Raw genomic sequence first — 21,196 nt, 5'->3', positions numbered from 1 at the left:
GACTGTGGAGAAGTCGAACAACGTGCACAGCGTTCAGGATTTAGGCGAAGCGAGCCCCCGCTCCTTTCGTAGCCTCTTGATTTTCGCGTCCGGAATTGCAAATCCGGAGCTGGGAAAAAGACAGAACGGATGATGATGAACGACGCCGCTCGAAAGATTGCAGCTGTTGCCCCGTCGGAGCAGCATTATCGCGAAGCACCCAACAATATCGAAGCCGAGCAAGCGCTTCTGGGTGCGATCCTGATGAACAACGACGCCTATTACCGGGTGTCGGACTTCCTGAAGCCGATCCATCTCTATGAACCGCTGCATCGGAAGATCTTCGAGGTTGCCGGCGATATCATCCGCATGGGCAAGATCGCCAATCCGGTGACGATCAAGACCTTCCTGAAAGCCGACGAGAAGGTCGGCGACATGACGGTTTCGCAATATCTGGCGAGCCTGGTCAGCAATGCCGTCACCGTCATCAATGCCGAGGATTACGGCCGGGCGATCTACGACCTGGCGCTGCGCCGGGCGCTGATTACCATCGGCGAGGACGTCGTCAACATCGCCTATGACGCGCCGCTCGACATGCCGCCGCAGTCGCAGATCGAGGATACCGAACGCCGCCTCTTCGAACTGGCGGAAAACGGCCGCTACGACGGCGGCTTCCAGGCCTTCAACGATGCGGTCGCGCTGGCGATCGACATGGCGGCCGTCGCCAAGGAACGTGACGGCGGGCTTTCCGGCATTTCCACCGGCATCCATTCGCTGGATTCCAAGATGGGCGGTTTGCAGCGGTCGGACTTGATCGTGCTTGCCGGACGCCCCGGCATGGGCAAGACCTCACTTGCTACAAACATCGCCTACAATATCGCCGCCGCCTACGAAGGCGAAGTCCAGTCGGACGGCAGCATGAAGGCAAAGAACGGCGGCGTCGTCGGTTTCTACTCGCTCGAAATGTCGTCGGAACAGCTCGCCACCCGTATCATCTCCGAGCAGACGGAAGTCTCCTCCTCGAAGATCCGCCGCGGCGACATCAACGATGCCGATTTCGAAAAGCTCGTCGCCTGCTCGATGATGATGCAGAAGGTGCCGCTCTTCATCGACCAGACCGGCGGCATCTCGATCGCCCAGCTTTCGGCCCGCGCGCGCCGTCTGAAGCGCCAGCGCGGCCTCGACGTGCTTGTGGTCGACTACATTCAGCTGATGACCGGCTCGGGCAAATCCAGCGACAACCGCGTGCAGGAAATCACCCAAATCACCACCGGCCTCAAGGCGCTCGGCAAGGAGCTCAACGTTCCGATCATCGCGCTGTCGCAGCTCTCGCGTCAGGTCGAAAGCCGCGATGACAAGCGGCCGCAGCTGTCCGACCTTCGCGAATCCGGCTCGATCGAGCAGGACGCCGACGTCGTGCTCTTCGTGTTCCGCGAGGAATATTACGTCAAGAATTCGGAGCCGCGCGACATCCACGATCCGAAATATCCGGAATGGGAGGCGCTGTTCGACAAGGTCAAGGGCACGGCCGACGTGATCATCGCCAAGCAGCGCCACGGGCCGACAGGCACGGTGAAGCTCGCCTTCCAGGCGGAATTCACGCGTTTTGCCGATCTCGCCGATCCCTCCTTCACCCAATATGAAGAGCACTGATCGCGCGGATGCTGGGTGCAACGCCGGGCTTTCCCTTGACATAGTTGACCTTTAAACTGGCCGGAGAATCCTTCTCCGGCCTCTTTTCGATGCGGATCATGAGCGAATTTTTCGACGCCCCCGAAGATGACAATTTTGCCTCGGCAGGCCTGCGGCTGACCGTCGACCTGACCGCCCTGACGGAGAACTGGCGCGACATGGCGCGCCGCTCCGGTGCGGCGCGCGCCTCGGCGGTCGTCAAGGCGGATGCCTATGGCATGGGCATCGAGGATACCGGCGAAGCGCTCTATATGGCAGGCGCGCGCGACTTCTTCGTCGCGACCGTCGACGAGGGCGTGACGCTTCGCCTCTATGCGCCCGAGGCGCGCATCTTCGTGCTCTCAGGCATATGGCCGGGCACCGAGCGGCGCTTCTTCGACAATGATCTGGTGCCGGTGATTTCCTCCGACGAGCAGCTCGCCTTCTGGATGGCGGTGCTTGCCGATTACGGCGACTATCCCTGCGCGCTGCATGTCGATACCGGCTTCAATCGGCTCGGACTGCATATCGACGATGCGATCGCACTCGCCGACGACGTCTCACGGCCTGCGAGCTTCGCGCCTGTGCTTGTCATGAGCCACCTCGCCTGCGCCGATGATCCCACCCATGCGATGAACCGGCAGCAGCTCGAATCATTCCACAGAGTTAGCGCCGCTTATGAAGGTATCGATTCAAGCCTTGCCGCCTCGGCCGGCATCTTTCTCGGTGAGGATTATCACTTCGACCTGACCCGCCCCGGCATTGCGCTCTATGGCGGTGAGGCCGTCAGCGGCATGGCGAACCCGATGCGGCCCGTCGCAACGGCGGAAGCGCGCATCATCCAGGTGCGCAGCGTCGAAGCCGGCGAGACCGTCAGCTATGGGCGGGCGCTGCAGCTTCGCCGTGAAAGCCGGCTGGCGATCGCCTCGGCCGGTTATGCCGACGGCTACATGCGCAGCCAGTCGAGCGGCGGCGTGCCGTTGAGGCAGGTGGTGCCGCAAGGCGGGCAAGGTTTCATCGCCGGACACAAGGTCCCGGTTGCCGGCCGGATCACCATGGACCTGACGATCTTCGATATCACCGACCTGCCTGACAACGCCGTGCGCGCCGGGGATTATGTCGAGCTGTTCGGAAAGAACGTGCCTGTGGACGACGTGGCCAGGACATCCGGCACGATCGGATACGAGATCCTGACCAGCATGGGGCTCCGCCACGAGCGGCGCTACGTCGCCGAGGAATAGCCTTCCTACTCAGCGGCTGCTGAGGGCGAGACGGACACCGAGCGCCACGAAAAGCGCACCGAGGCCGCGGTCGAGCCAGAGTCCGACTTTTTGATTATGCCTGATTGCATCCGCAAGGCGCCCGCCGAGAAGGACGAGCGGCGGTTCGATGAAGGCAGCGACGACGACGATGAGCGCGCCATGCAGCATGAGTTGCGCCCATGCCGGCCCTGCCCCTTCGACGACGAATTGCGGCAGGAAGGCCAGGAAGAATATCGCCACTTTGGGATTGAGCAGCGACACGAGAATTCCCTGCCGATAGATTCTTGCAAGCGGCAAACTTTCACCAGCAGCCTTTATCAGGCCATCGCCGCCACCGGAGCGCAAAGCCTGAATGCCGAGCCAGATGAGATAGGCGGCGCCGATCCATTTGACCGTGGAGAAGGCGACGGCGGAAGCGGCAAGTATGGCCGAGAGGCCGAGTGCGGCCATCAGCACATGCAGGCAGGCGCCGGACCAGACGCCGAACAGCGCGGAAAAACCGGCACGTTTTCCGCTTTTCATCGTGTGACCGAGGATGAAAGCGATGTCGGGACCGGGCGAGAGATTGAGCAGAACCGCCGCCGACAGAAATGCAAGCCAGTGCGCAAACGAATAATCGAACATTTTCCACCGTTCCGAATGAGGAGCAAAGGATAGGCATGGGTGCGCTGATGGGGAAATCATTAGTTTTGATCCGTTGCGATAGCCATTATCTCAAGCACGACAATGATTCGATGAAGCGGCGCGTCGCGTCGCTCGCGAACCCGGACTGAAAGAGTAATTGATGGCGAAGGCCAGGACACAATTCATCTGCCAGAGTTGCGGCACGGTTCATAACCGCTGGGCCGGCAAATGCGAGAACTGCGGCGAGTGGAACACCATCGTCGAGGAAGACCCGATGGGCGGGATCGGCTCCGGTCCTGGTAAGACGCCGAAGAAGGGCCGACCAGTGGCGCTGACGGCACTCTCCGGCGAGATCGAAGAGGCACCGCGTATCCATACCGCCATGTCGGAGCTCGACCGGGCGCTCGGCGGCGGTTTCGTGCGCGGTTCGGCGGTGCTGATCGGCGGCGATCCCGGCATCGGCAAATCGACGCTGCTGATGCAGGCCGCCGCCGCCCTTGCGCGGCGCGGCCACAAGATCATCTACGTCTCCGGCGAAGAAGCCGTGGCGCAGGTGCGGCTGCGGGCACAACGCCTTGCGGCGGCCGATACCGACGTGATGCTGGCGGCCGAAACCAATGTCGAGGATATTCTGGCGACGCTCGCCGAGGGCAAGCGGCCGGACCTCGTCATCATCGATTCCATCCAGACGCTGTGGAGCGAGCTTGCCGAATCGGCGCCGGGAACGGTGACGCAGGTGCGCACCGGCGTCCAAGCAATGATCCGTTTCGCCAAGCAGACGGGGGCCGCCATGGTGCTCGTCGGCCACGTAACCAAGGACGGGCAGATTGCCGGGCCGCGCGTCGTCGAGCACATGGTCGACGCCGTGCTCTATTTCGAAGGCGATCGCGGCCATCACTACCGCATCCTGCGCACAGTCAAGAACCGCTTCGGCCCGACCGACGAGATCGGCGTCTTCGAAATGTCCGACAAAGGCTTGCGCGAAGTCGCCAATCCTTCCGAGCTCTTCCTTGGTGAGCGCAACGAAAAATCGCCGGGTGCTGCCGTCTTTGCCGGCATGGAAGGCACCCGCCCCATTCTCGTCGAGGTGCAGGCGCTGGTGGCGCCGACCTCGCTCGGTACACCGCGGCGCGCCGTGGTCGGCTGGGATTCGGCACGGCTGTCGATGATCCTTGCGGTGCTGGAAGCCCATTGCGGCGTCAGGCTCGGCCAGCACGACGTCTATCTCAACGTCGCCGGCGGTTACCGCATCTCCGAACCGGCGGCCGATCTTGCCGTCGCCTCGGCGCTCGTTTCCTCGCTTGCCGGTATTGCCCTTCCTGCCGATTGCGTCTATTTCGGCGAAGTCAGCCTGTCGGGTGCCATCCGGCCGGTTGCGCACACCGCCCAGCGTCTCAAGGAAGCCGAGAAGCTGGGATTTTCCGCAGCGCTGCTTCCGTCCGCCTCCGCCGAATTGCCGAAGGGCCCCGGCGGGCGCTGGAGCGAAGTCGCAAGCCTGCCGGATCTGGTCGCGCGCATTGCCGGATCGAAGGGAGCGCTGCGTGTGGAAGACGACGTTTGATCCTTTCATTGCCAAGAGTGGTGATGATATAGGAGCACACGATAAGGCACGACACGGCCGCCAAGCGGCAGTCCTGGAGTTGAATCTACATGCCCATTACGATTTTCGACGGTATTGTCATCGGCGTCGTGCTCTTCTCCGCGGTGCTGGCGATGGTCCGCGGCTTTTCGCGCGAGATCCTCTCGATCGCGAGCTGGGGCGGTTCGGCCGCCGCTGCCTATTATCTCTATCCGTACCTGCTGCCCTATGCGAAGAAATATACCGATGACGACCGTATCGCGATCGTCGGTTCGGCAGCGGTCGTCTTCCTGATCGCGCTCATCGTCATCTCCTTCATCACGATGAAGATCGCCGATTTCATCATCGACAGCCGTGTCGGCGCGCTCGACCGCACGCTCGGCTTCCTGTTCGGGGCAGCGCGCGGCGTGCTGCTCCTGGTCGTCGCCGTCGCCTTCTGGAACTGGCTCGTCGATGCCGACCACCGTCCGGCTTGGGTCAACGAAGCGAAGTCGAAGCCCTTCCTGGATTCGATGGTCGTGAAGCTGAAATCGGTTCTGCCGGAGCAATTTGCCCAGATGATACCGGAAAGCATCCGTGATAAGCTGCAGCCGCCGGCACAGGGCGCCGAAGGTACCACTCCGCCGACGGGCGACCAGGCTCCGGCGGAAGACGCACCGACCGCGCCTGCAGGCGGCGCGCAGCAGCCGGCGAATTGACACAGTGTTCAAGAGCTTGACCCGCCTTCCGGCAATCGCCATTTGAGCGGGACGTGAAATGAGGGTCCGGCCGGGCATTCCAGCTCCGCCGGGCTCAGCTATTTCTGGAAATGCCGATCCATTCTTGTGAGAGCAGAGGCCCGCAGAAATGAACCAGTCCCATTCCTTCCCGACCGACGATCCGCTCGACGGAGATACGCTGCATGAAGAATGCGGGGTTTTCGGAATTCTGGGACATCCCGATGCCGCCGCGCTCACGGCGCTCGGCCTGCATGCCCTGCAGCACCGCGGACAGGAAGCGGCCGGCATCGTCTCCTTCGACGGCAAGCGCTTCTACCAAGAGCGCCACATGGGCCTCGTCGGTGACCACTATACCAATCCGATGACGCTTGCCCGCCTGCCCGGCAGCATTACGATCGGTCATACCCGCTACTCGACAACCGGCGAAGTGGCGATGCGCAACGTGCAGCCGCTCTTTGCCGAACTGGAAGAAGGCGGCATCGCCATTGCCCATAACGGCAATTTCACCAACGGCCTGACGCTGCGCCGCCAAATCATCGCGACCGGCGCCATCTGTCAGTCGACCTCCGATACCGAGGTCGTCCTCCATCTCATCGCCCGCTCCCGCCACGCCTCCACATCCGACCGCTTCATCGATGCCATTCGCCAGATGGAAGGCGGCTATTCGATGCTCGCCATGACGCGCACCAAGCTGATTGCCGCGCGCGACCCGACCGGCATCCGCCCACTGGTCATGGGAGAATTCGACGGCAAGCCGATCTTCTGCTCGGAGACCTGCGCGCTCGACATTATCGGCGCCAAGTTCATCCGCGACGTTGAGAACGGCGAGGTCATCATCTGTGAAATCCAGCCCGACGGCTCGATCAGCATCGATGCGCGCAAGCCTAGCAAGCCACAGCCGGAGCGCCTCTGCCTGTTCGAATATGTCTATTTCGCCCGCCCGGACTCGGTCGTCGGCGGCCGCAACGTCTATACGACGCGCAAGAGCATGGGCATGAACCTCGCCAAGGAATCGCCCGTCGATGGCGACGTGATCGTGCCGGTGCCGGATGGCGGCACGCCGGCAGCACTCGGCTATGCACAGCAGAGCGGGATTCCCTTCGAATACGGCATTATCCGCAATCATTATGTCGGGCGCACCTTCATCGAGCCAACGCAGCAGATCCGCGCCTTCGGCGTAAAGCTGAAGCATTCGGCCAACCGGGCGATGATCGAAGGCAAGCGCGTGGTGCTGGTTGATGATTCCATCGTGCGTGGTACGACGTCTCTCAAGATCGTGCAGATGATCCGCGAAGCCGGCGCGCGCGAAGTCCATGTCCGCGTCGCAAGCCCGATGATCTTCTTCCCGGATTTCTACGGCATCGACACGCCCGATGCCGAAAAGCTGCTGGCAAACCAGTATGCCGACGTCGAAGCCATGGCCAAATACATCGGCGCCGATTCGCTCGCCTTCCTGTCGATCAACGGCCTCTATCGCGCTGTCGGCGGTGAGGATCGCAACCCGGCTCGGCCGCAGTTCACCGACCACTATTTTACCGGCGACTATCCGACCCGCCTGCTCGACAAGAACGGCGAGTCCATGGGCAACAAGATTTCGATGCTTGCCAGCAACGGCTGACACGGCGCGCCGGCTTTTCCATTGTCCCATCCCGAGGGGTTCAATCGAACCTCTCTCCCTTCGTGAGGGAACTCGACATCATGAATATCAATCTTGAGGGCAAGATCGCACTCGTTACCGGTGCGTCGCGTGGCATAGGCTATTTCACAGCGCTGGAACTTGCCAAAGCCGGCGCTCATGTGATTGCCTGCGCACGCACGGTTGGCGGGCTCGAGGACCTCGACGATGCGATCAAGGCTGTCGGCGGCACGGCGACGCTCGTGCCTTTCGACCTTGCCGACATGAATGCGATTGATGCGCTCGGCGGCTCGATCTTCGAGCGCTGGGGCAAACTCGACATCCTCGTCGCCAATGCCGGCGTGCTTGGGGTCATTTCGCCGATCGGCCATATCGAAGCGAAAGTGTTCGAGAAGGTGATGACCATCAACGTCACCGCGACATGGCGGCTGATCCGCTCGGTCGACCCGCTGCTGGCCCGCTCGGATGCCGGCCGCGCCGTGATCCTGTCATCGGGTGCTGCCCACAAGTGCCGCCCCTTCTGGGGCGCCTACTCTGCTTCCAAGGCCGCCGTCGAGGCGCTGGCGCGCACATGGGCCGGCGAAAGTCAAAGCACCCCGCTGCGGGTCACCAGCGTCGATCCGGGGGCGACCCGCACGGCGATGCGGGCGCAAGCGGTGCCCGGAGAAGATCCGCAGTCGCTGCCGCATCCCTCCGAGGTCGCAAAGGCGATCCTGCCGTTGCTCGGGCCTGGTGTGACCGAGACGGGCAAGCTGTTTATCGTCCGGGAGAACAAGCTCGTCGATTACCGGCTGCCTGAATAAGCCGGACCTTTCAGTTCGTTGCAACAGCTGGGAACAGATGCGCCAGGCCCGCTTCCGACGGGCATAGCGCATTGAGGTCAACTGGTCCCTGGATGCCGTCCAGTGTGCCGTTATCGGCAAATTGCCAGATCGACCAACGACTGCACTCTTCCTGCCTCGGCTCTCTGAACACGCTGCGCAGCCACAGGTAGTGGTCGGGAAAGCGCGATTCATTGCCTTTCAGATATTGATCGAAGAACTCCTGGGTGACGTAAAAAATAGGTTTTTCCGGAAAAGTGCCCTTCAGCTCGGTGAAAAAGGCGCTCACCTCGGCAACCATTTCCTCGAGCGTCGGGATCCTGTTGCAATTGCCGACAAACTCCAGATCGACGGCGATCGGCAAAGTTCCCTGCTCCTTCGGGACGGTCGCCAGGACATTCTGCCCCTGATCCTTGCCCGGGCGGCAGAAGGTGAAGAAATGATAAGCGTCCCTGACCACTCCAGCATCTCCGGCGCGCTGCCAGTTGTCGGCGAACTTCGAATCTCGATGGTCTCCGCCTTCGGTCGCCTTCATGAAGGCGAAACGGACATTCGGCTGCGCGGCAACGACCTTCCAGTCGATATCGCCCTGGTGGTGGCTGACATCGATGCCTTGGATTGGATAGTTGCTGAGAGAGGGATTGTTGAAGCGGAGCATCCCGAAATCGTATGCGAAATATGCAGCGAATGCGACCGCCAGAACTGCAGTCGCTCCGATCATCGATCGGGCCAGTCTCCGCATCCCTTCCTCCCTATTTTCAACAGCTTCTCAACTGGCTATGCGAGATTTGTGCGCCGAAAATGGCGGACGAATTTCAAGAGCGTGCCAACTGGTTTCAAAGACGTTGGTTGCTACGATCGATTCATCGGATGGATGGATCCCGTTGCCACTGGATCGCGCTTCGCCCCCTTGACCGAAGGCGCGAACCGGGCCATAAAACCCGCCATGAAAACGGTTATCTGCATTATCTGCCGGAAGATTATTCGCTAGCGCGAGCGCTGGCCCGGCCGTTTTCGTCTCCCAAATAGTCAAGATGCGAAACGCCCCGGTCCGCCGGTCGCGATATTTTTCTGATCGTGCATTTGGGAGAGTGAAATGGACGCGACGCCGGAACTGAAGCTGTACAACACGCTGACACGGGAAAAATCGGTGTTTTCGCCGATCGATCCCGACAATGTCCGCATGTATGTCTGCGGCCCGACCGTCTATGACTTCGCTCATATCGGCAATGCCCGGCCGGTCATCGTCTTCGACGTGCTGTTCCGGCTGCTGCGTCATGTCTATGGCGAAGATCACGTCACTTATGCCCGCAACATCACCGATGTCGACGACAAGATCAATGCGCGCGCGCTTCGCGACCATCCGGGCCTGCCGCTCAATGAAGCGATCCGCGCGGTCACCGAAAAGACCGAGACGCAATTTCACGCCGATGTCGCCGAACTCGGCTGCCTGGAGCCGGACTTCGAGCCGCGCGCCACCGACAATATCGTCGAGATGACCGAGATCATCGAGAAGCTGATCGGCAACGGCCATGCCTATGTCGCATCAGGCGAAGTGCTGTTCGACACCAAATCCATGGCGGATTACGGTCAGCTTTCGAAGCGCGCCCTCGACGAGCAGCAGGCCGGCGCCCGCATCGCCGTCGACGCGCACAAGAAGAACCCGGGCGATTTCGTTCTCTGGAAGCTGTCGAGCCATAACGAGCCCGGCTGGGAGAGCCCATGGGGCCGCGGCCGGCCCGGTTGGCACATCGAATGCTCGGCGATGAGCAAGCGTTATCTCGGCGATGTCTTCGACATTCACGGCGGCGGGCTGGACCTGATCTTTCCGCATCATGAAAACGAAATCGCCCAGTCGCGCTGCGCCCACGGCACCGAGGTGATGGCGAATGTCTGGATGCATAACGGCTTCTTGCAGGTCGAAGGCCGCAAGATGTCGAAATCCGAAGGCAATTTCGTCACCATCAACGAGTTGCTGCAGACGGAAACCTTCGGCGGCCGCAAATGGCCGGGCCAGGTGCTGCGCCTTGCCATGCTGATGACGCATTACCGCGAGCCGATCGATTTTTCGATCAAGCGACTGGAAGAAGCCGAACGTCTGCTCGCCAAATGGCCGGCGGCCGAAGCCGGCGATGCGGCGCCCGATGAAACCGTGCTGAACGCGCTTTCCGACGACCTCAATACGGTGGCCGCGGTGCAGGCATTGCATGCGTTGGCGCAAGGTGCCCATACGGATCCTGCCGCAAGCGCCACTTTTGCCGCAACGGCCGACCTTCTGGGCCTGCTGCCGAAAAAGATGGAGATCGACGAAGCCGTCGCATCGGCGGTCGATGCGTTGGTCGCGATGCGTCTCGAAATGCTGAAAGCGAAGAACTTCGCCGAGGCTGACAAGATCCGTGACGAACTGACGGCGAAGGGCATCCAGTTGAAGGACGGCAAGGATGCGGTGACCGGCGAGCGCGTGACGACGTGGGAGGTCAAGAGATGACGATCTATACCGGCGGCTGCCAATGCGGAGCGATCCGCTTCCGCGTCAGCGGCGACGTCAGGGATTCGTCGATCTGTCATTGCCGCATGTGCCAGAAGGCGTTCGGTGCTTATTATGCGCCGCTGGTCTCGGTACGTGGCGCCGATTTCGAATGGACACGCGGCGAGCGGAAAAAATTCCGCTCTTCCAATTTCGTCGAGCGCGGCTTCTGCGGCGATTGCGGCACGCCGCTCACCTATGAGGCGCCGGATGGAATGGCGATTGCCGCAGGCGCTTTCGACGATCCTTCGGCGTTTCCGCCGGTGGTCCAATTCGGCATCGAGGGCAAGATCGGCTTCGTCGATCATCTGCATGAATTGCCGGGGCACCGGACGGAGGAGGATGCGCAAGCCGCTCCCTTCCTGCTCGAGCTCGTCTCGAACCAGCATCCCGATCAAGAGACGCAAGCATGGCCACCCAAGGAGCTCAGATGACAGCGGAAGTGGACAGAAGCGGCGGGTGCCAGTGCGGGGCGGTGCGTTACCGCGCCAAAGGCGAACTCGGCTATCCCCATCTATGCCATTGCCGCATGTGCCAGAAGGCAGCCGGCAACTATTTCATGCCGCTTGCCGCCGCGATGCGCAGCGATTTCACCCTGACGCGCGGCGCGCCAAAATGGTTTCAGTCCTCGGATCTGGTGCGGCGCGGCTTCTGCGGAGATTGCGGCACGCCGCTGTTCTACGACATTCCGGACGCGGAATTCATCAACATCACGCTCGGCTCGCTTGATGATCCCGATACGGTCAAGCCGGTGATGCAATCGAACACCGGCCGCAAGATGTCCTGGTTTCACGCGCTGGACGGCCTGCCGGTGGAACCACAGCCTGAAACGCCCGACCGCGAGAATGCGATCGCGGCAAGCAACCATCAACACCCCGACCACGACACGCAAAATTGGCCCCTCGGAGAAATCTCATGACGGACACAATCAAGACAGGCGGATGCCAGTGCGGTGCCGTGCGCTTCCGCATCTCAGGCAGGCTGGGGCGACCCTCAATCTGCCATTGCCGCATGTGCCAGAAGCAGTTCGGCGGCTTCTTCTCGGCGCTCGTCACCGCGCCTGAGGAAGGGATGGAGTGGACACGCGGCGAGCCGAGCTACTTCCAGTCCTCGGTCAATATCGAACGCGGCTTCTGCAACAATTGCGGCACGCCGATGACCTATCGTCATCCGGGCGGGCTGGAGCTTGCGATCGGCACTTTCGACGACCGCAGCGATCTCGCTCCGCTGATCCAGGTCAACTACGAGGCCCGCCTGCCCTGGGTGGAGGAGATCTTCGAGGCTCCGGTGCTGAAGGATCAGGATTTCTACTCCCGGCAGGAGGCGATCATCTCCTTCCAGCATCCCGATCACGACACCGAAGTCTGGCCGGCGAAAGGCGTGAAGATATGACCGAAATACTGCGCACGCTCTATCCCGAAATCGAGCCCTATGCTTCCGGCCATCTCGATGTCGGCGACGGCCATGTGATCTATTGGGAGCGCTCGGGAACACCTGGCGCCAAGCCCGCCGTCTTCCTGCATGGCGGGCCGGGCGGCGGCATCTCGCCCGCCCATCGCCGGCTCTTCGATCCCGCCCTCTACGACGTCATGCTGTTCGACCAGCGCGGTTGCGGCAGGTCGACGCCGCATGCGGAACTGCATGCCAACACGACCTGGCACCTCGTCGCCGATATCGAGCGGCTGCGCGAGATGGCCGGCGTCGACAGCTGGCAGGTGTTCGGCGGCTCCTGGGGCTCGACGCTGGCGCTCGCCTATGCCGAGACGCATCCGGAGCATGTCTCCGAGCTCATCCTGCGCGGCATCTATACGCTGACCAAGGCCGAGCTCGACTGGTATTATCAATTCGGCGTCTCGGAGATGTTCCCTGACAAGTGGGAGCGGTTCATCGCGCCGATTCCGCCGGAAGAGCGGCATGAGATGATGCATGCCTATCATCGCCGCCTGACGCATGAGGACAGGAATGTGCGCCTCGCGGCGGCGCAGGCCTGGAGCATCTGGGAAGGCGAAACGATCACGCTGCTGCCGGAACCTTCGACGAGCTTCAAGTTCGAGGAGCCGGAATTCGCCTATGCATTTGCGCGCATCGAGAACCATTTCTTTGTCAATGCCGGCTGGATGGACGAGGGACAACTGATCCGCGATGCCGGCAGGCTCGAGGATATTCCCGGCGTCATCGTGCATGGCCGCTACGACATGCCCTGCCCGGCCAAATATGCCTGGCTGCTGCACAAGGCCTGGCCGAAGGCGGAGTTCCACCTGATCGAGGGTGCGGGCCATGCCTATTCGGAGCCGGGGATTCTCGATCGGCTGATCCGGGCGACGGATAAGTTTGCCGGGAAGCAAGACTGATCGTTAGCATTGGGGGCAGCCCCTCACCCTAACCCTCTCTCCGCCCGCGGGGAGAGGGGACGTGCCCCGCGATACGGTGCGGCATATCCCTTCTCCCCGTCATAACGGGGAGAAGGTGGTGGCAGCCGGATGAGGGGCAGCATCCGCACTTCATTACAACCCGCTTGGCGGGAGGAAACGACATGAAAGAACGCATCTACCTCTTCGACACGACGCTTCGGGACGGGCAGCAGACGCCCGGCATCGATTTTTCCGTCGAGGACAAGATTGCGATTGCCGCCATGCTGGACGAGTTCGGCCTCGACTACGTCGAGGGCGGATATCCCGGCGCCAATCCGACGGATACCGCCTTCTTCAGCGAGAAGCGCACCAGCCAGGCCAGTTTCGTCGCCTTCGGCATGACGAAGCGGGCGGGCGTTTCGGTCTCCAACGATCCCGGCATTGCCGGGCTGCTGCAGGCAAAATCCGACGCCATCTGTTTCGTCGCCAAGAGCTGGGATTATCATGTCGCGGTGGCGCTCGGCTGCACCAACGAGGAAAACCTCGAATGCATCGCCGAAAGCGTCAAGGCGGCGGTTGGCGCGGGCAAGGAGGCGATCGTCGATTGCGAGCATTTCTTCGACGGCTTCAAGGCCAATCCGGCCTATGCGCTCGCCTGCGCCAAGACGGCCTATGAGAGTGGCGCCCGCTGGGTCGTGCTCTGCGACACCAATGGCGGCACGCAGCCGCCGGAGGTGCGCGCCATCGTCGAGGCGGTGATCGCCTCAGGCGTTCCCGGCCACTGTCTTGGCATCCATGCGCATAACGATACCGGTCAGGCGGTTGCCAATTCGCTTGCCGCCGTCGACGCCGGCGTCCGGCAGATCCAGGGTACGCTGAACGGCATCGGCGAGCGCTGCGGCAATGCCAATCTGGTGACGCTGATCCCGACGCTGGCGCTGAAGAGCGCCTACAACAGCCGTTTCGAAACGGCGATCGACGAGGAGCGGCTGCTCAACCTCACCCGGCTCTCGCATGCTTTCGACGAGTTGCTCAATCGCTCGCCGGATCACCAGATGCCCTATGTCGGCGCCTCAGCCTTCGCCACCAAGGCCGGCATCCACGCATCGGCGCTGCTCAAGGATCCGCGGACCTATGAACACGTGCCGCCTGAAACCGTCGGTAACTTCCGCAAGGTCATGGTCTCCGACCAGGGCGGCAAGGCGAACTTCATCAATGCGCTGAAGCGGCGCGGCATCGAGGTCGCCAAGGACGATCCGAAGCTCGACCTGCTGATCTCGATCGTCAAGGAACGTGAATCGATCGGCTATGCATATGAGGGCGCGGATGCGAGCTTCGAGCTGCTGGCCCGCCGCACGCTCGGCACGATCCCAGAATTCTTCACCATCGAAGGCTTCCGCGTGATGATCGAGCGCCGCTTCGACAGTCTCGGCCGTGTGAAGATCGTCTCGGAGGCGGTGGTCAAGATCACCATCGACGGCCAGACGCTGATGTCAGTTGCCGATGCCGAAGGCCCGGTCAACGCGCTCGACCTCGCGCTGCGCAAGGATTTCGGCAAGTACCAGCACGAGATCGACGATCTGGTGCTCGCCGATTTCAAGGTGCGTATCCTCAATGGCGGCACGGAGGCGATCACCCGCGTGCTGATCGAATCCACCGACAGCGACGGGGTGCGCTGGTGGACGGTCGGCGTCTCGGAGAACATCATCGACGCTTCGTTCCAGGCGCTGGTGGATTCGGTCATCTACAAGCTGATGAAGAACCGGCAGCTGGCGGGCAAGATCGCGGCGGAATAAACCTTTTCCGCGGCTCGGCGGAGGGGTCCCAGCCCTCGCCCGAATACCGTTCGCTTCCTTCGGACTTCGTCTTCCAGCGACGGACGTCGGATATATTATCGTCTATCGCTTCGTTTCCGGATCAAATCCTCTCACCCTTCATTCAACGAAATGAATTGGCCTATTCACGGCGCTTAAGCTAGGCCGGATCAGAAGAAGAACAAAGATGGAAACACCGATGTCGACCGATGCATCCGTTCCGTTGGCCAAGAACGAAGACAGTCCGCGCGGGTTCGCCTTCGCGCTGACGGCCTATCTGCTCTGGGGCTTTCTGCCGATTTACATGAAGGCGGTGGCGCATATCTCGCCGGCCGAGGTGATCGCCCATCGTATCGTCTGGTCGCTGCCGTTGGCGGGCATCGTGCTGATCGTGCTCGGGCGCACGCAGGATATCCGCGCAGCACTCAGTTCGCCGCGCATGCTGGCGATGGCGGCGCTGACGGCGTCGCTGATCACCGTCAACTGGGGCACCTATGTCTGGGCGATCGGCGCCGGCCATTCGCTCGACGCAGCACTTGGCTATTTCATCAATCCGCTGTTCAGCATCTTCCTCGGCGCGGTGTTCCTCAAGGAAAAGCTGCAACCGCTGCAGATCGCGGCGATCGCGCTTGCGGCGCTTGCCGTCGCCATTCTCGCGCTGGACAGCGGCGGCATCCCGTGGGTGGCGCTGACGCTGGCGATCAGCTGGGGGTTCTACGCCCTGTTGCGCAAGACGCTGCCGCTCGGGCCGAACCAGGGCTTCTTCCTGGAAGTGCTGATCCTCAGCGGGCCGGCCCTCCTCTACATTCTCTATCTGGAATTCGGCAGCGGCCAGGGCCATTTGTACCGCACCGGTCTTGCCGACACGACCCTGCTGCTCGGCTGCGGCGTCATCACCGCCGTGCCGCTGATGATCTATGCAAACGGCGCCAAGCTGCTGAAACTCTCAACGATCGGCATCATGCAGTATATCGCGCCGACGATGATCTTCCTGATCGCGGTCTTCGTCTTCCACGAGCCATTCGGCACGGCGCGCATGATCGCCTTCCCGCTGATCTGGGCGGGGCTGTTCCTCTATAGCTGGTCGATGCTGAAGGGAAGCCGCGGGCGCTGAGGCGCGAAAGCGCGTCACGTCGAATCGGATTCATGCGACGCGCTTCAGGTCTTTGTTTTATGCATGTCTTTGTCCCAAAACCGCTGGACACTTTTGGGCGACATGCATTGAATCCCTACATCTTCGAAATCACCTCGTCCTCGCCGTCACGATCGGCGGCGAGCTGGGCTGCCTGGGCCATGATCGCCGGAATGATGCCGGAGATCTCGTCGACGACGAGTGGCTGCACCCGGTGGGCGGTGTGCAGGAAGCCTTCTTCGGTCATATGGCGCATCAGTTCCATCATCGGATCCCAAAAACCGTTGACGTTGGCGAAGACCATCGGCTTCTCGTGGCGGCCGAGCTGCGCCCAGGTCATGATCTCGACGATCTCCTCCAGCGTGCCGATGCCGCCGGGCAGCGCGACGAAGGCATCGGAGCGCTCGAACATGGTGTGTTTGCGCGCATGCATGTCAGGGGTTACAATGAGTTCGTTCAGCTGACCGAGCGAGTGGCGAGTCGCTTCCATATCGATCAGGAATTCGGGAATGATGCCCGTGACCTGACCGCCGCCTGAAAGCACGCCGCTGGCAACCGCGCCCATGATGCCTTTGGTACCCCCGCCATAGACGAGGCGCAGGCCGTATTCGGCGATCTCTCTTCCGAGAGCACGCCCGGCCGCCATGTGGGAAGGATCGCGTCCCGGCCTGGAGCCGCAGTAAACGCAGATGGATCGAATCGATACAGATTGTTCGGTCATGAGGGCAAAACAACTATTCCATTTCAATGCAGTCAAGAAAATTGACTGAAAAGCAGCGTGCCTAGCTTGCCTAATTGCTTTGAATGCTTGTGGAAAGCAACGGGAATCGCTAGCAATTTTGGGTATTACGGCAAATTGCCGCTCTGGGAGACATAATGATGAAGAACCGTGCCGGCTTGCTGGCTCTTGCAGTCCTCGCAATCGCAATCCTACTGATGGTGTTTGTCGTCATGCCGCGTATCGGCGGCGATGCAACCAAGGTCGGCGACGCCATCAACCAGGCGAGCACGGAGCTCAAGAACACGGTTAACGAGGCGTCAAAGACATCGCGCTCCGCTGTGGGCGATGCGGCTGCGGTCGCCGATCAGGTCGGCCGCCTTTCGGCCGATGCCGGCGTGTCGCTCAGCGAGCTCAAGGCGCTGTTTGCCGACGGCAAAGGCCCTGCCATCGATGTCTTCACTGCCGCCAAGACCAAGGCCGTCAACGCGCTGACCGCACTTGCCGGCTTCACTATTCCCGAGGGCCTCGATCCCGCGACCCAGACCCTTGCCGCCAAGGCCAAGGACGGCGGCGCGAAGGCGCTCGCCATCGTCCAGTCGCTGCCCGAGAGCATCGCCGATGCGCTTGCCGCGATCGCCAAGGCCGAGGTTGCGCTGACCGGTGCGCCGGAGACCGCCCCTGGGGCGAATACGGCAGCGGAAAATAACGGCCCGAAGCTTCCGGCCTTCGACGTATTGCGCGTCGAGCCCGACGGATCGACGGTGATTGCCGGTTCCGCCGAACCGAACGGCAAGCTCGAGGTGCTCGACGGCGAGAAGGTGGTGACGACGGCCAATGTCGATGCGAGCGGCGATTTTGCTGCCGTTCTCGACGATCCGCTTCCGGCCGGCGACCACCAACTGGTGCTCAAGTTCACGGGCAAGGACGGCAAGAGCGCGCTTTCCGAAGAAGTCGCGACCATTTCCGTGCCGAAGGATGGCAATGGCGCCAATCTGCTCGCCATGGTTTCCAAACCCGGCGCGGCGAGCCGCATCATCACCGCGCCGAAGGCCGGAACCGAAGTTGCCGACGCCTCCAATCCGATGGCGCCGCCTGCGGACAAGCCGGCAACCGGTGAAAGCTCGGCTGCACCGACCGGTGAGCTGGCGCTGCAGACGCCGAACCTCACCGACACACCCTCCGGCGGCGCTGATACGGCACCTGCCATTCCCGGCACTGCCGCACCGGATAAGACGAACGCACCGGACGTGATGGTCAATGCCGTCGAGATCGAAGGCAACAAGATCTTCATTGCCGGCACGACGCGCTCCAATGCTAAGGTCATCGGTTATGCCGACGACAACCTCGTCGGCCAGGATACCGCCGGCTCCGACGGCCATTTCGTCATCGACGGTGTGGTGGCGCTTTCGGTCGGCGACCACAAGATCCGCGTCGATGTCGTCGATCCCACAGGCAAGGTGATCGTGCGTGCGTCGGTGAATTTCAATCGCCCCGCCGGCGATCAGGTGAGGGTCGCCGCGCAATCGGCCCCCGCAGATGCGAACGGTGCTTCCTCGATGGTTCCGCTTGACGAAGGCGAGCTCCGCAAACTCAAAGCCGAAGTCGGCAAGGCCTTCGGCCTGCTGAAGGGTCTTTTTGCCGATGGCAAGTTGCCCGGCGCCGAACAGCTTGCGGCAGCACGCTCGGCAACGGAGTTTGCGCTGCGCTCCGTCGCCGATTTCCGTCCAGCGGCCGATGCGCCTGATGTCTTCAAGCAAGCGTCAGGTTCCTCCTCACAGGTCGCCGGCAATGCGCTGAAGCTGCTGCAGGGCCTGCCTGGGGATGCGAAGTCGGTCGGCGCCGCACTCGACAAGCTGGGCGGGATGATTGCCGAGCTCACCGCCGCACCCGCGCCGGCAACGCCGTCTGCAAACGAGGTCGGAAGCAACCAGCCGAAGACGATCGAACAGGCGCCGCTGACGGCGAACAACGCGGCGGTCATCATTCGCCGCGGCGACACGCTGTGGCAGATCTCGCGCCGCACCTATGGTCTCGGCGTTCGTTACACGACGATCTACATCGCCAACGAGGACAAGATCATCAATCCCGATCGCATCCGCCCTGGCCAGATCTTTGGCCTGCCGAAGGATGTACTGCCGAATGCAGAAGAGCTGCACCGCAAGCGCATGTCCGGCCAGCATCTCTAAGCTGTAAAACCTACGGCAAGGCCGGGCGGGATAAGCGCCCGGCCTCGTCGTTTCCTTACCCCAGCAATTGTTGTATTCGTCCGCCCGGCACCCTATCTGGCGGTGGCGGCTGCGGGTTGTGGGAAGCGCTTTCAGGCACGTCCCGGTTCCGCGCTCTTGCCGGCATCGAATCGCCGTAATCGCGGCAAGCCCATCCGGGCTGGAGACAATCATGGCAAACGGCAAGACAGTCTCGGAATCCAACCTGCCGCAGACGCTTCTCAACCTCTGGCCCTATATGTGGCCGGCCGGCCGGCCCGACCTCAAGATGCGCGTCGTCTGGGCGTCGGTCTTTCTGCTGATCTCCAAATTCGTATTGCTGCTCGTTCCCTATTTCTTCAAATGGTCGACCGATGCGCTGAACGGCAGGATCGATCTTGCCGGCTCGGTGCCACCGTTGCTGGCCGGCGCCATCGCGCTTGTCATCGCCTATAACATCACTCGGCTGATCCAGCTTGGCCTCAACCAGTTGCGCGACGCGCTTTTTGCCAGCGTCGGACAACATGCGGTGCGCCAGCTCGCCTACCGGACCTTCGTGCACATGCACGAGCTGTCGCTGCGCTTCCATCTCGAGCGCAAGACCGGCGGACTTTCGCGCATCATCGAGCGCGGCACCAAGGGCATTGAGACGATCGTGCGCTTCACGATCCTCAATTCGGTCCCGACCGTCATCGAATTCCTGCTGACGGCAGTGATCTTCTGGTGGGGCTACGGCTTCTCCTATCTCGCCGTTACCGCCTTTACCGTCTGGGCCTATATCTGGTTCACGATCCGCGCATCCGACTGGCGCATCGCCATCCGCCGGTCGATGAACGACAGCGATACCGACGCCAATACCAAGGCGATCGACTCCCTCCTCAATTTCGAGACCGTCAAATATTTCGGCAATGAAGAGATGGAGGCCAAGCGCTTCGACAAATCGATGGAACGCTACGAGAAGGCGGCAACCGATGTCTGGACCTCGCTCGGCTGGCTGAACTTCGGCCAGGGCGTCATCTTCGGCATCGGCACGACCATCATGCTGGTGCTGTCGGCGCTGGCCGTGCAGAGCGGCGAGCAGACGGTCGGCGATTTCGTTTTCGTCAATTCGATGCTGCTGCAGCTTTCCGTACCGCTCAACTTCATCGGCTTCGTCTACCGGGAAATTCGCCAGGGGCTGACCGATATCGAGCAGATGTTCGATTTGCTTGAGGTGCAGACCGAAGTCAAAGACGCGCCCGATGCGACCGAACTTCGGATCGGCCAGGGCGCGATCTCCTTCAAGGACGTGCATTTCGCCTACGACGCGGCCCGTCCGATCCTGAAGGGCATTTCCTTCGAGGTGCCGGCCGGCAAGACGGTCGCCGTCGTCGGCCCGTCGGGTGCTGGCAAATCGACGCTGTCGCGCCTGCTCTATCGTTTCTACGATATCCAGAGCGGCGCAATCACCGTCGACGGCCAGGATATCCGCACGGTGACGCAGAAGAGCCTGCGTACGGCGATCGGCATGGTGCCGCAGGATACCGTGCTCTTCAACGACACGGTCGCCTACAACATTCGCTACGGCCGCACATCAGCCAGCGACGGCGAGGTCTTTGCCGCCGCCGAGGTGGCGCAGATCGCACATTTCATCGAAACGCTGCCCGAGGGTTTCGAAACCAAGGTCGGCGAGCGCGGGCTGAAGCTTTCGGGCGGCGAGAAGCAGCGGGTGGCGATCGCCCGCACCATCCTCAAGGCGCCACCGATCCTGATCCTCGACGAGGCGACGTCGGCGCTCGACACGACGACGGAACGAGAAATCCAGGAAGCACTCGACCTGGTTTCGAAGAACCGCACGACGCTTGTTATCGCCCACCGGCTTTCGACTGTCATCAGCGCCGATGAAATCATCGTGCTCAAAAGCGGCGAGATCGCCGAGCGCGGAACACATGCCGCCCTGCTCGAAAGGAACGGCCTTTATGCCTCGATGTGGAACCGCCAGCGCGAGGCGACACAGGCGGAGGAACATCTGAAGCAGGTGCGCGAAAGCGACGACCTCGGCGTGATAACACGACTTGCTCCGGCAAGCTGACAAGGGAACCGACGCCGGCCGGCTTTTGTTGTTCAGAAACCCGGCGTGGGAACCGGGGCCGATGCCGCAGCATTGCCCCGGAGAC

Annotated in this window: 18 protein-coding genes; 15 read left to right on the top strand and 3 right to left on the bottom strand. The window is 61.8% G+C overall.

Translation table 11 applies throughout. From position 1 onward, the window contains the following. The first annotated feature begins 135 nt into the window (after nt 1-135). Both AC245Y_RS06050 and alr read left to right on the top strand, forming a co-directional pair. Nucleotides 136-1,632, top strand: a complete 1,497-nt coding sequence (locus tag AC245Y_RS06050; RefSeq protein ID WP_012756827.1) for a replicative DNA helicase — start codon at nt 136-138, stop codon at nt 1,630-1,632. An 89-nt stretch (nt 1,633-1,721) separates the two neighbouring features. Next, on the top strand, nt 1,722-2,891 hold the full coding sequence (gene alr, locus AC245Y_RS06045; RefSeq protein WP_017993522.1) for an alanine racemase: 1,170 nt from the start codon (nt 1,722-1,724) through the stop codon (nt 2,889-2,891). A 9-nt stretch (nt 2,892-2,900) separates the two neighbouring features. On the opposite strand, the gene AC245Y_RS06040 is transcribed toward alr, so the two are convergent. Beyond that, nucleotides 2,901-3,536, bottom strand: coding sequence for a LysE family translocator (locus tag AC245Y_RS06040; protein WP_017993521.1), 636 nt, complete (start codon nt 3,534-3,536; stop codon nt 2,901-2,903). A gap of 160 nt (nt 3,537-3,696) precedes the next feature. On the opposite strand from AC245Y_RS06040, the gene radA reads away from it, so the two are divergent. The 4 genes from radA to AC245Y_RS06020 all read left to right on the top strand — a co-directional run bounded on the left by radA (nt 3,697) and on the right by AC245Y_RS06020 (nt 8,273). Beyond that, nucleotides 3,697-5,097 (top strand): DNA repair protein RadA, encoded by a 1,401-nt coding sequence (radA, locus tag AC245Y_RS06035; RefSeq protein WP_026157303.1) that lies wholly within the window; start codon nt 3,697-3,699, stop codon nt 5,095-5,097. 89 nt (nt 5,098-5,186) lie between these two features. Continuing rightward, nucleotides 5,187-5,813 carry a CvpA family protein gene (locus AC245Y_RS06030; protein WP_012756822.1) on the top strand — a complete coding sequence of 209 codons (627 nt, stop codon included), beginning with the start codon at nt 5,187-5,189 and terminating at the stop codon, nt 5,811-5,813. 148 nt (nt 5,814-5,961) lie between these two features. Continuing rightward, nucleotides 5,962-7,452, top strand: a complete 1,491-nt coding sequence (gene purF, locus AC245Y_RS06025; RefSeq protein ID WP_017993519.1) for an amidophosphoribosyltransferase — start codon at nt 5,962-5,964, stop codon at nt 7,450-7,452. 80 nt (nt 7,453-7,532) lie between these two features. Further along, nucleotides 7,533-8,273 (top strand): SDR family NAD(P)-dependent oxidoreductase, encoded by a 741-nt coding sequence (locus AC245Y_RS06020; RefSeq protein WP_017993518.1) that lies wholly within the window; start codon nt 7,533-7,535, stop codon nt 8,271-8,273. A 10-nt stretch (nt 8,274-8,283) separates the two neighbouring features. Here AC245Y_RS06020 and AC245Y_RS06015 read toward each other — a convergent pair whose 3' ends face one another. Beyond that, nucleotides 8,284-9,033, bottom strand: coding sequence for a glycoside hydrolase family 25 protein (locus tag AC245Y_RS06015; RefSeq protein WP_017993517.1), 750 nt, complete (start codon nt 9,031-9,033; stop codon nt 8,284-8,286). A 354-nt stretch (nt 9,034-9,387) separates the two neighbouring features. Here AC245Y_RS06015 and cysS point away from each other — a divergent pair, with 354 nt between their 5' ends. From cysS to rarD, 7 genes are all read left to right on the top strand, one after another. Next, nucleotides 9,388-10,779, top strand: a complete 1,392-nt coding sequence (gene cysS, locus AC245Y_RS06010) for a cysteine--tRNA ligase (RefSeq protein WP_017993516.1) — start codon at nt 9,388-9,390, stop codon at nt 10,777-10,779. Continuing rightward, the gene (locus AC245Y_RS06005) at nt 10,776-11,252 is read left to right on the top strand and encodes a GFA family protein (protein ID WP_017993515.1); all 477 of its coding nucleotides are present in this window, start codon (nt 10,776-10,778) and stop codon (nt 11,250-11,252) included. Before cysS ends, AC245Y_RS06005 begins: the two co-directional genes overlap by 4 nt. Then, the gene (locus AC245Y_RS06000) at nt 11,249-11,737 is read left to right on the top strand and encodes a GFA family protein (protein ID WP_017993514.1); all 489 of its coding nucleotides are present in this window, start codon (nt 11,249-11,251) and stop codon (nt 11,735-11,737) included. Before AC245Y_RS06005 ends, AC245Y_RS06000 begins: the two co-directional genes overlap by 4 nt. After that, nucleotides 11,734-12,210, top strand: a complete 477-nt coding sequence (locus tag AC245Y_RS05995) for a GFA family protein (protein ID WP_017993513.1) — start codon at nt 11,734-11,736, stop codon at nt 12,208-12,210. The genes AC245Y_RS06000 and AC245Y_RS05995 overlap by 4 nt, the downstream gene beginning before the upstream one ends. Then, the gene (gene pip / locus AC245Y_RS05990; RefSeq protein WP_017993512.1) at nt 12,207-13,169 is read left to right on the top strand and encodes a prolyl aminopeptidase; all 963 of its coding nucleotides are present in this window, start codon (nt 12,207-12,209) and stop codon (nt 13,167-13,169) included. Before AC245Y_RS05995 ends, pip begins: the two co-directional genes overlap by 4 nt. A 182-nt stretch (nt 13,170-13,351) precedes the next feature. After that, the gene (gene cimA, locus AC245Y_RS05985) at nt 13,352-14,965 is read left to right on the top strand and encodes a citramalate synthase (RefSeq protein WP_017993511.1); all 1,614 of its coding nucleotides are present in this window, start codon (nt 13,352-13,354) and stop codon (nt 14,963-14,965) included. A gap of 217 nt (nt 14,966-15,182) precedes the next feature. Then, nucleotides 15,183-16,097: an EamA family transporter RarD gene (rarD, locus tag AC245Y_RS05980; protein WP_003558146.1), complete on the top strand. Its 915-nt coding sequence runs from the start codon at nt 15,183-15,185 to the stop codon at nt 16,095-16,097. A 115-nt stretch (nt 16,098-16,212) separates the two neighbouring features. Here the strand turns inward: rarD and AC245Y_RS05975 are convergent, their stop codons facing one another. Next, a complete protein-coding gene (locus AC245Y_RS05975) occupies nt 16,213-16,836 on the bottom strand; it encodes an LOG family protein (protein WP_003558142.1) in 624 nt (207 codons plus the stop codon). A gap of 155 nt (nt 16,837-16,991) precedes the next feature. On the opposite strand from AC245Y_RS05975, the gene AC245Y_RS05970 reads away from it, so the two are divergent. After that, complete coding sequence (locus AC245Y_RS05970) at nt 16,992-19,022, top strand: LysM peptidoglycan-binding domain-containing protein (RefSeq protein WP_017993509.1); 2,031 nt, start codon at nt 16,992-16,994, stop codon at nt 19,020-19,022. 211 nt (nt 19,023-19,233) lie between these two features. Continuing rightward, nucleotides 19,234-21,111 carry an ABCB family ABC transporter ATP-binding protein/permease gene (locus tag AC245Y_RS05965; protein ID WP_017993508.1) on the top strand — a complete coding sequence of 626 codons (1,878 nt, stop codon included), beginning with the start codon at nt 19,234-19,236 and terminating at the stop codon, nt 21,109-21,111. The last annotated feature ends 85 nt before the right edge of the window (nt 21,112-21,196 follow it).

It is taken from the genome of Rhizobium sp. SRDI943 (assembly GCF_057653695.1).
Note: the sequence above shows the minus strand (reverse complement) of the source record. Positions and strands in the feature narration are given on the sequence as shown.

Coding starts and splice junctions, on each gene's coding strand:
- AC245Y_RS06000 (WP_017993514.1), top strand. CDS start 11,249: ATGACAGCGGAAGTGGACAGAAGCGGCGGGTGCCAGTGCGGGGCGGTG.
- cimA (WP_017993511.1), top strand. CDS start 13,352: ATGAAAGAACGCATCTACCTCTTCGACACGACGCTTCGGGACGGGCAG.
- purF (WP_017993519.1), top strand. CDS start 5,962: ATGAACCAGTCCCATTCCTTCCCGACCGACGATCCGCTCGACGGAGAT.
- pip (WP_017993512.1), top strand. CDS start 12,207: ATGACCGAAATACTGCGCACGCTCTATCCCGAAATCGAGCCCTATGCT.
- AC245Y_RS05970 (WP_017993509.1), top strand. CDS start 16,992: ATGATGAAGAACCGTGCCGGCTTGCTGGCTCTTGCAGTCCTCGCAATC.
- AC245Y_RS06005 (WP_017993515.1), top strand. CDS start 10,776: ATGACGATCTATACCGGCGGCTGCCAATGCGGAGCGATCCGCTTCCGC.
- AC245Y_RS05995 (WP_017993513.1), top strand. CDS start 11,734: ATGACGGACACAATCAAGACAGGCGGATGCCAGTGCGGTGCCGTGCGC.
- alr (WP_017993522.1), top strand. CDS start 1,722: ATGCGGATCATGAGCGAATTTTTCGACGCCCCCGAAGATGACAATTTT.
- AC245Y_RS05965 (WP_017993508.1), top strand. CDS start 19,234: ATGGCAAACGGCAAGACAGTCTCGGAATCCAACCTGCCGCAGACGCTT.
- rarD (WP_003558146.1), top strand. CDS start 15,183: ATGTCGACCGATGCATCCGTTCCGTTGGCCAAGAACGAAGACAGTCCG.
- AC245Y_RS06030 (WP_012756822.1), top strand. CDS start 5,187: ATGCCCATTACGATTTTCGACGGTATTGTCATCGGCGTCGTGCTCTTC.
- AC245Y_RS06050 (WP_012756827.1), top strand. CDS start 136: ATGAACGACGCCGCTCGAAAGATTGCAGCTGTTGCCCCGTCGGAGCAG.
- radA (WP_026157303.1), top strand. CDS start 3,697: ATGGCGAAGGCCAGGACACAATTCATCTGCCAGAGTTGCGGCACGGTT.
- AC245Y_RS06040 (WP_017993521.1), bottom strand. CDS start 3,536: ATGTTCGATTATTCGTTTGCGCACTGGCTTGCATTTCTGTCGGCGGCG.
- AC245Y_RS06020 (WP_017993518.1), top strand. CDS start 7,533: ATGAATATCAATCTTGAGGGCAAGATCGCACTCGTTACCGGTGCGTCG.
- AC245Y_RS06015 (WP_017993517.1), bottom strand. CDS start 9,033: ATGCGGAGACTGGCCCGATCGATGATCGGAGCGACTGCAGTTCTGGCG.
- AC245Y_RS05975 (WP_003558142.1), bottom strand. CDS start 16,836: ATGACCGAACAATCTGTATCGATTCGATCCATCTGCGTTTACTGCGGC.
- cysS (WP_017993516.1), top strand. CDS start 9,388: ATGGACGCGACGCCGGAACTGAAGCTGTACAACACGCTGACACGGGAA.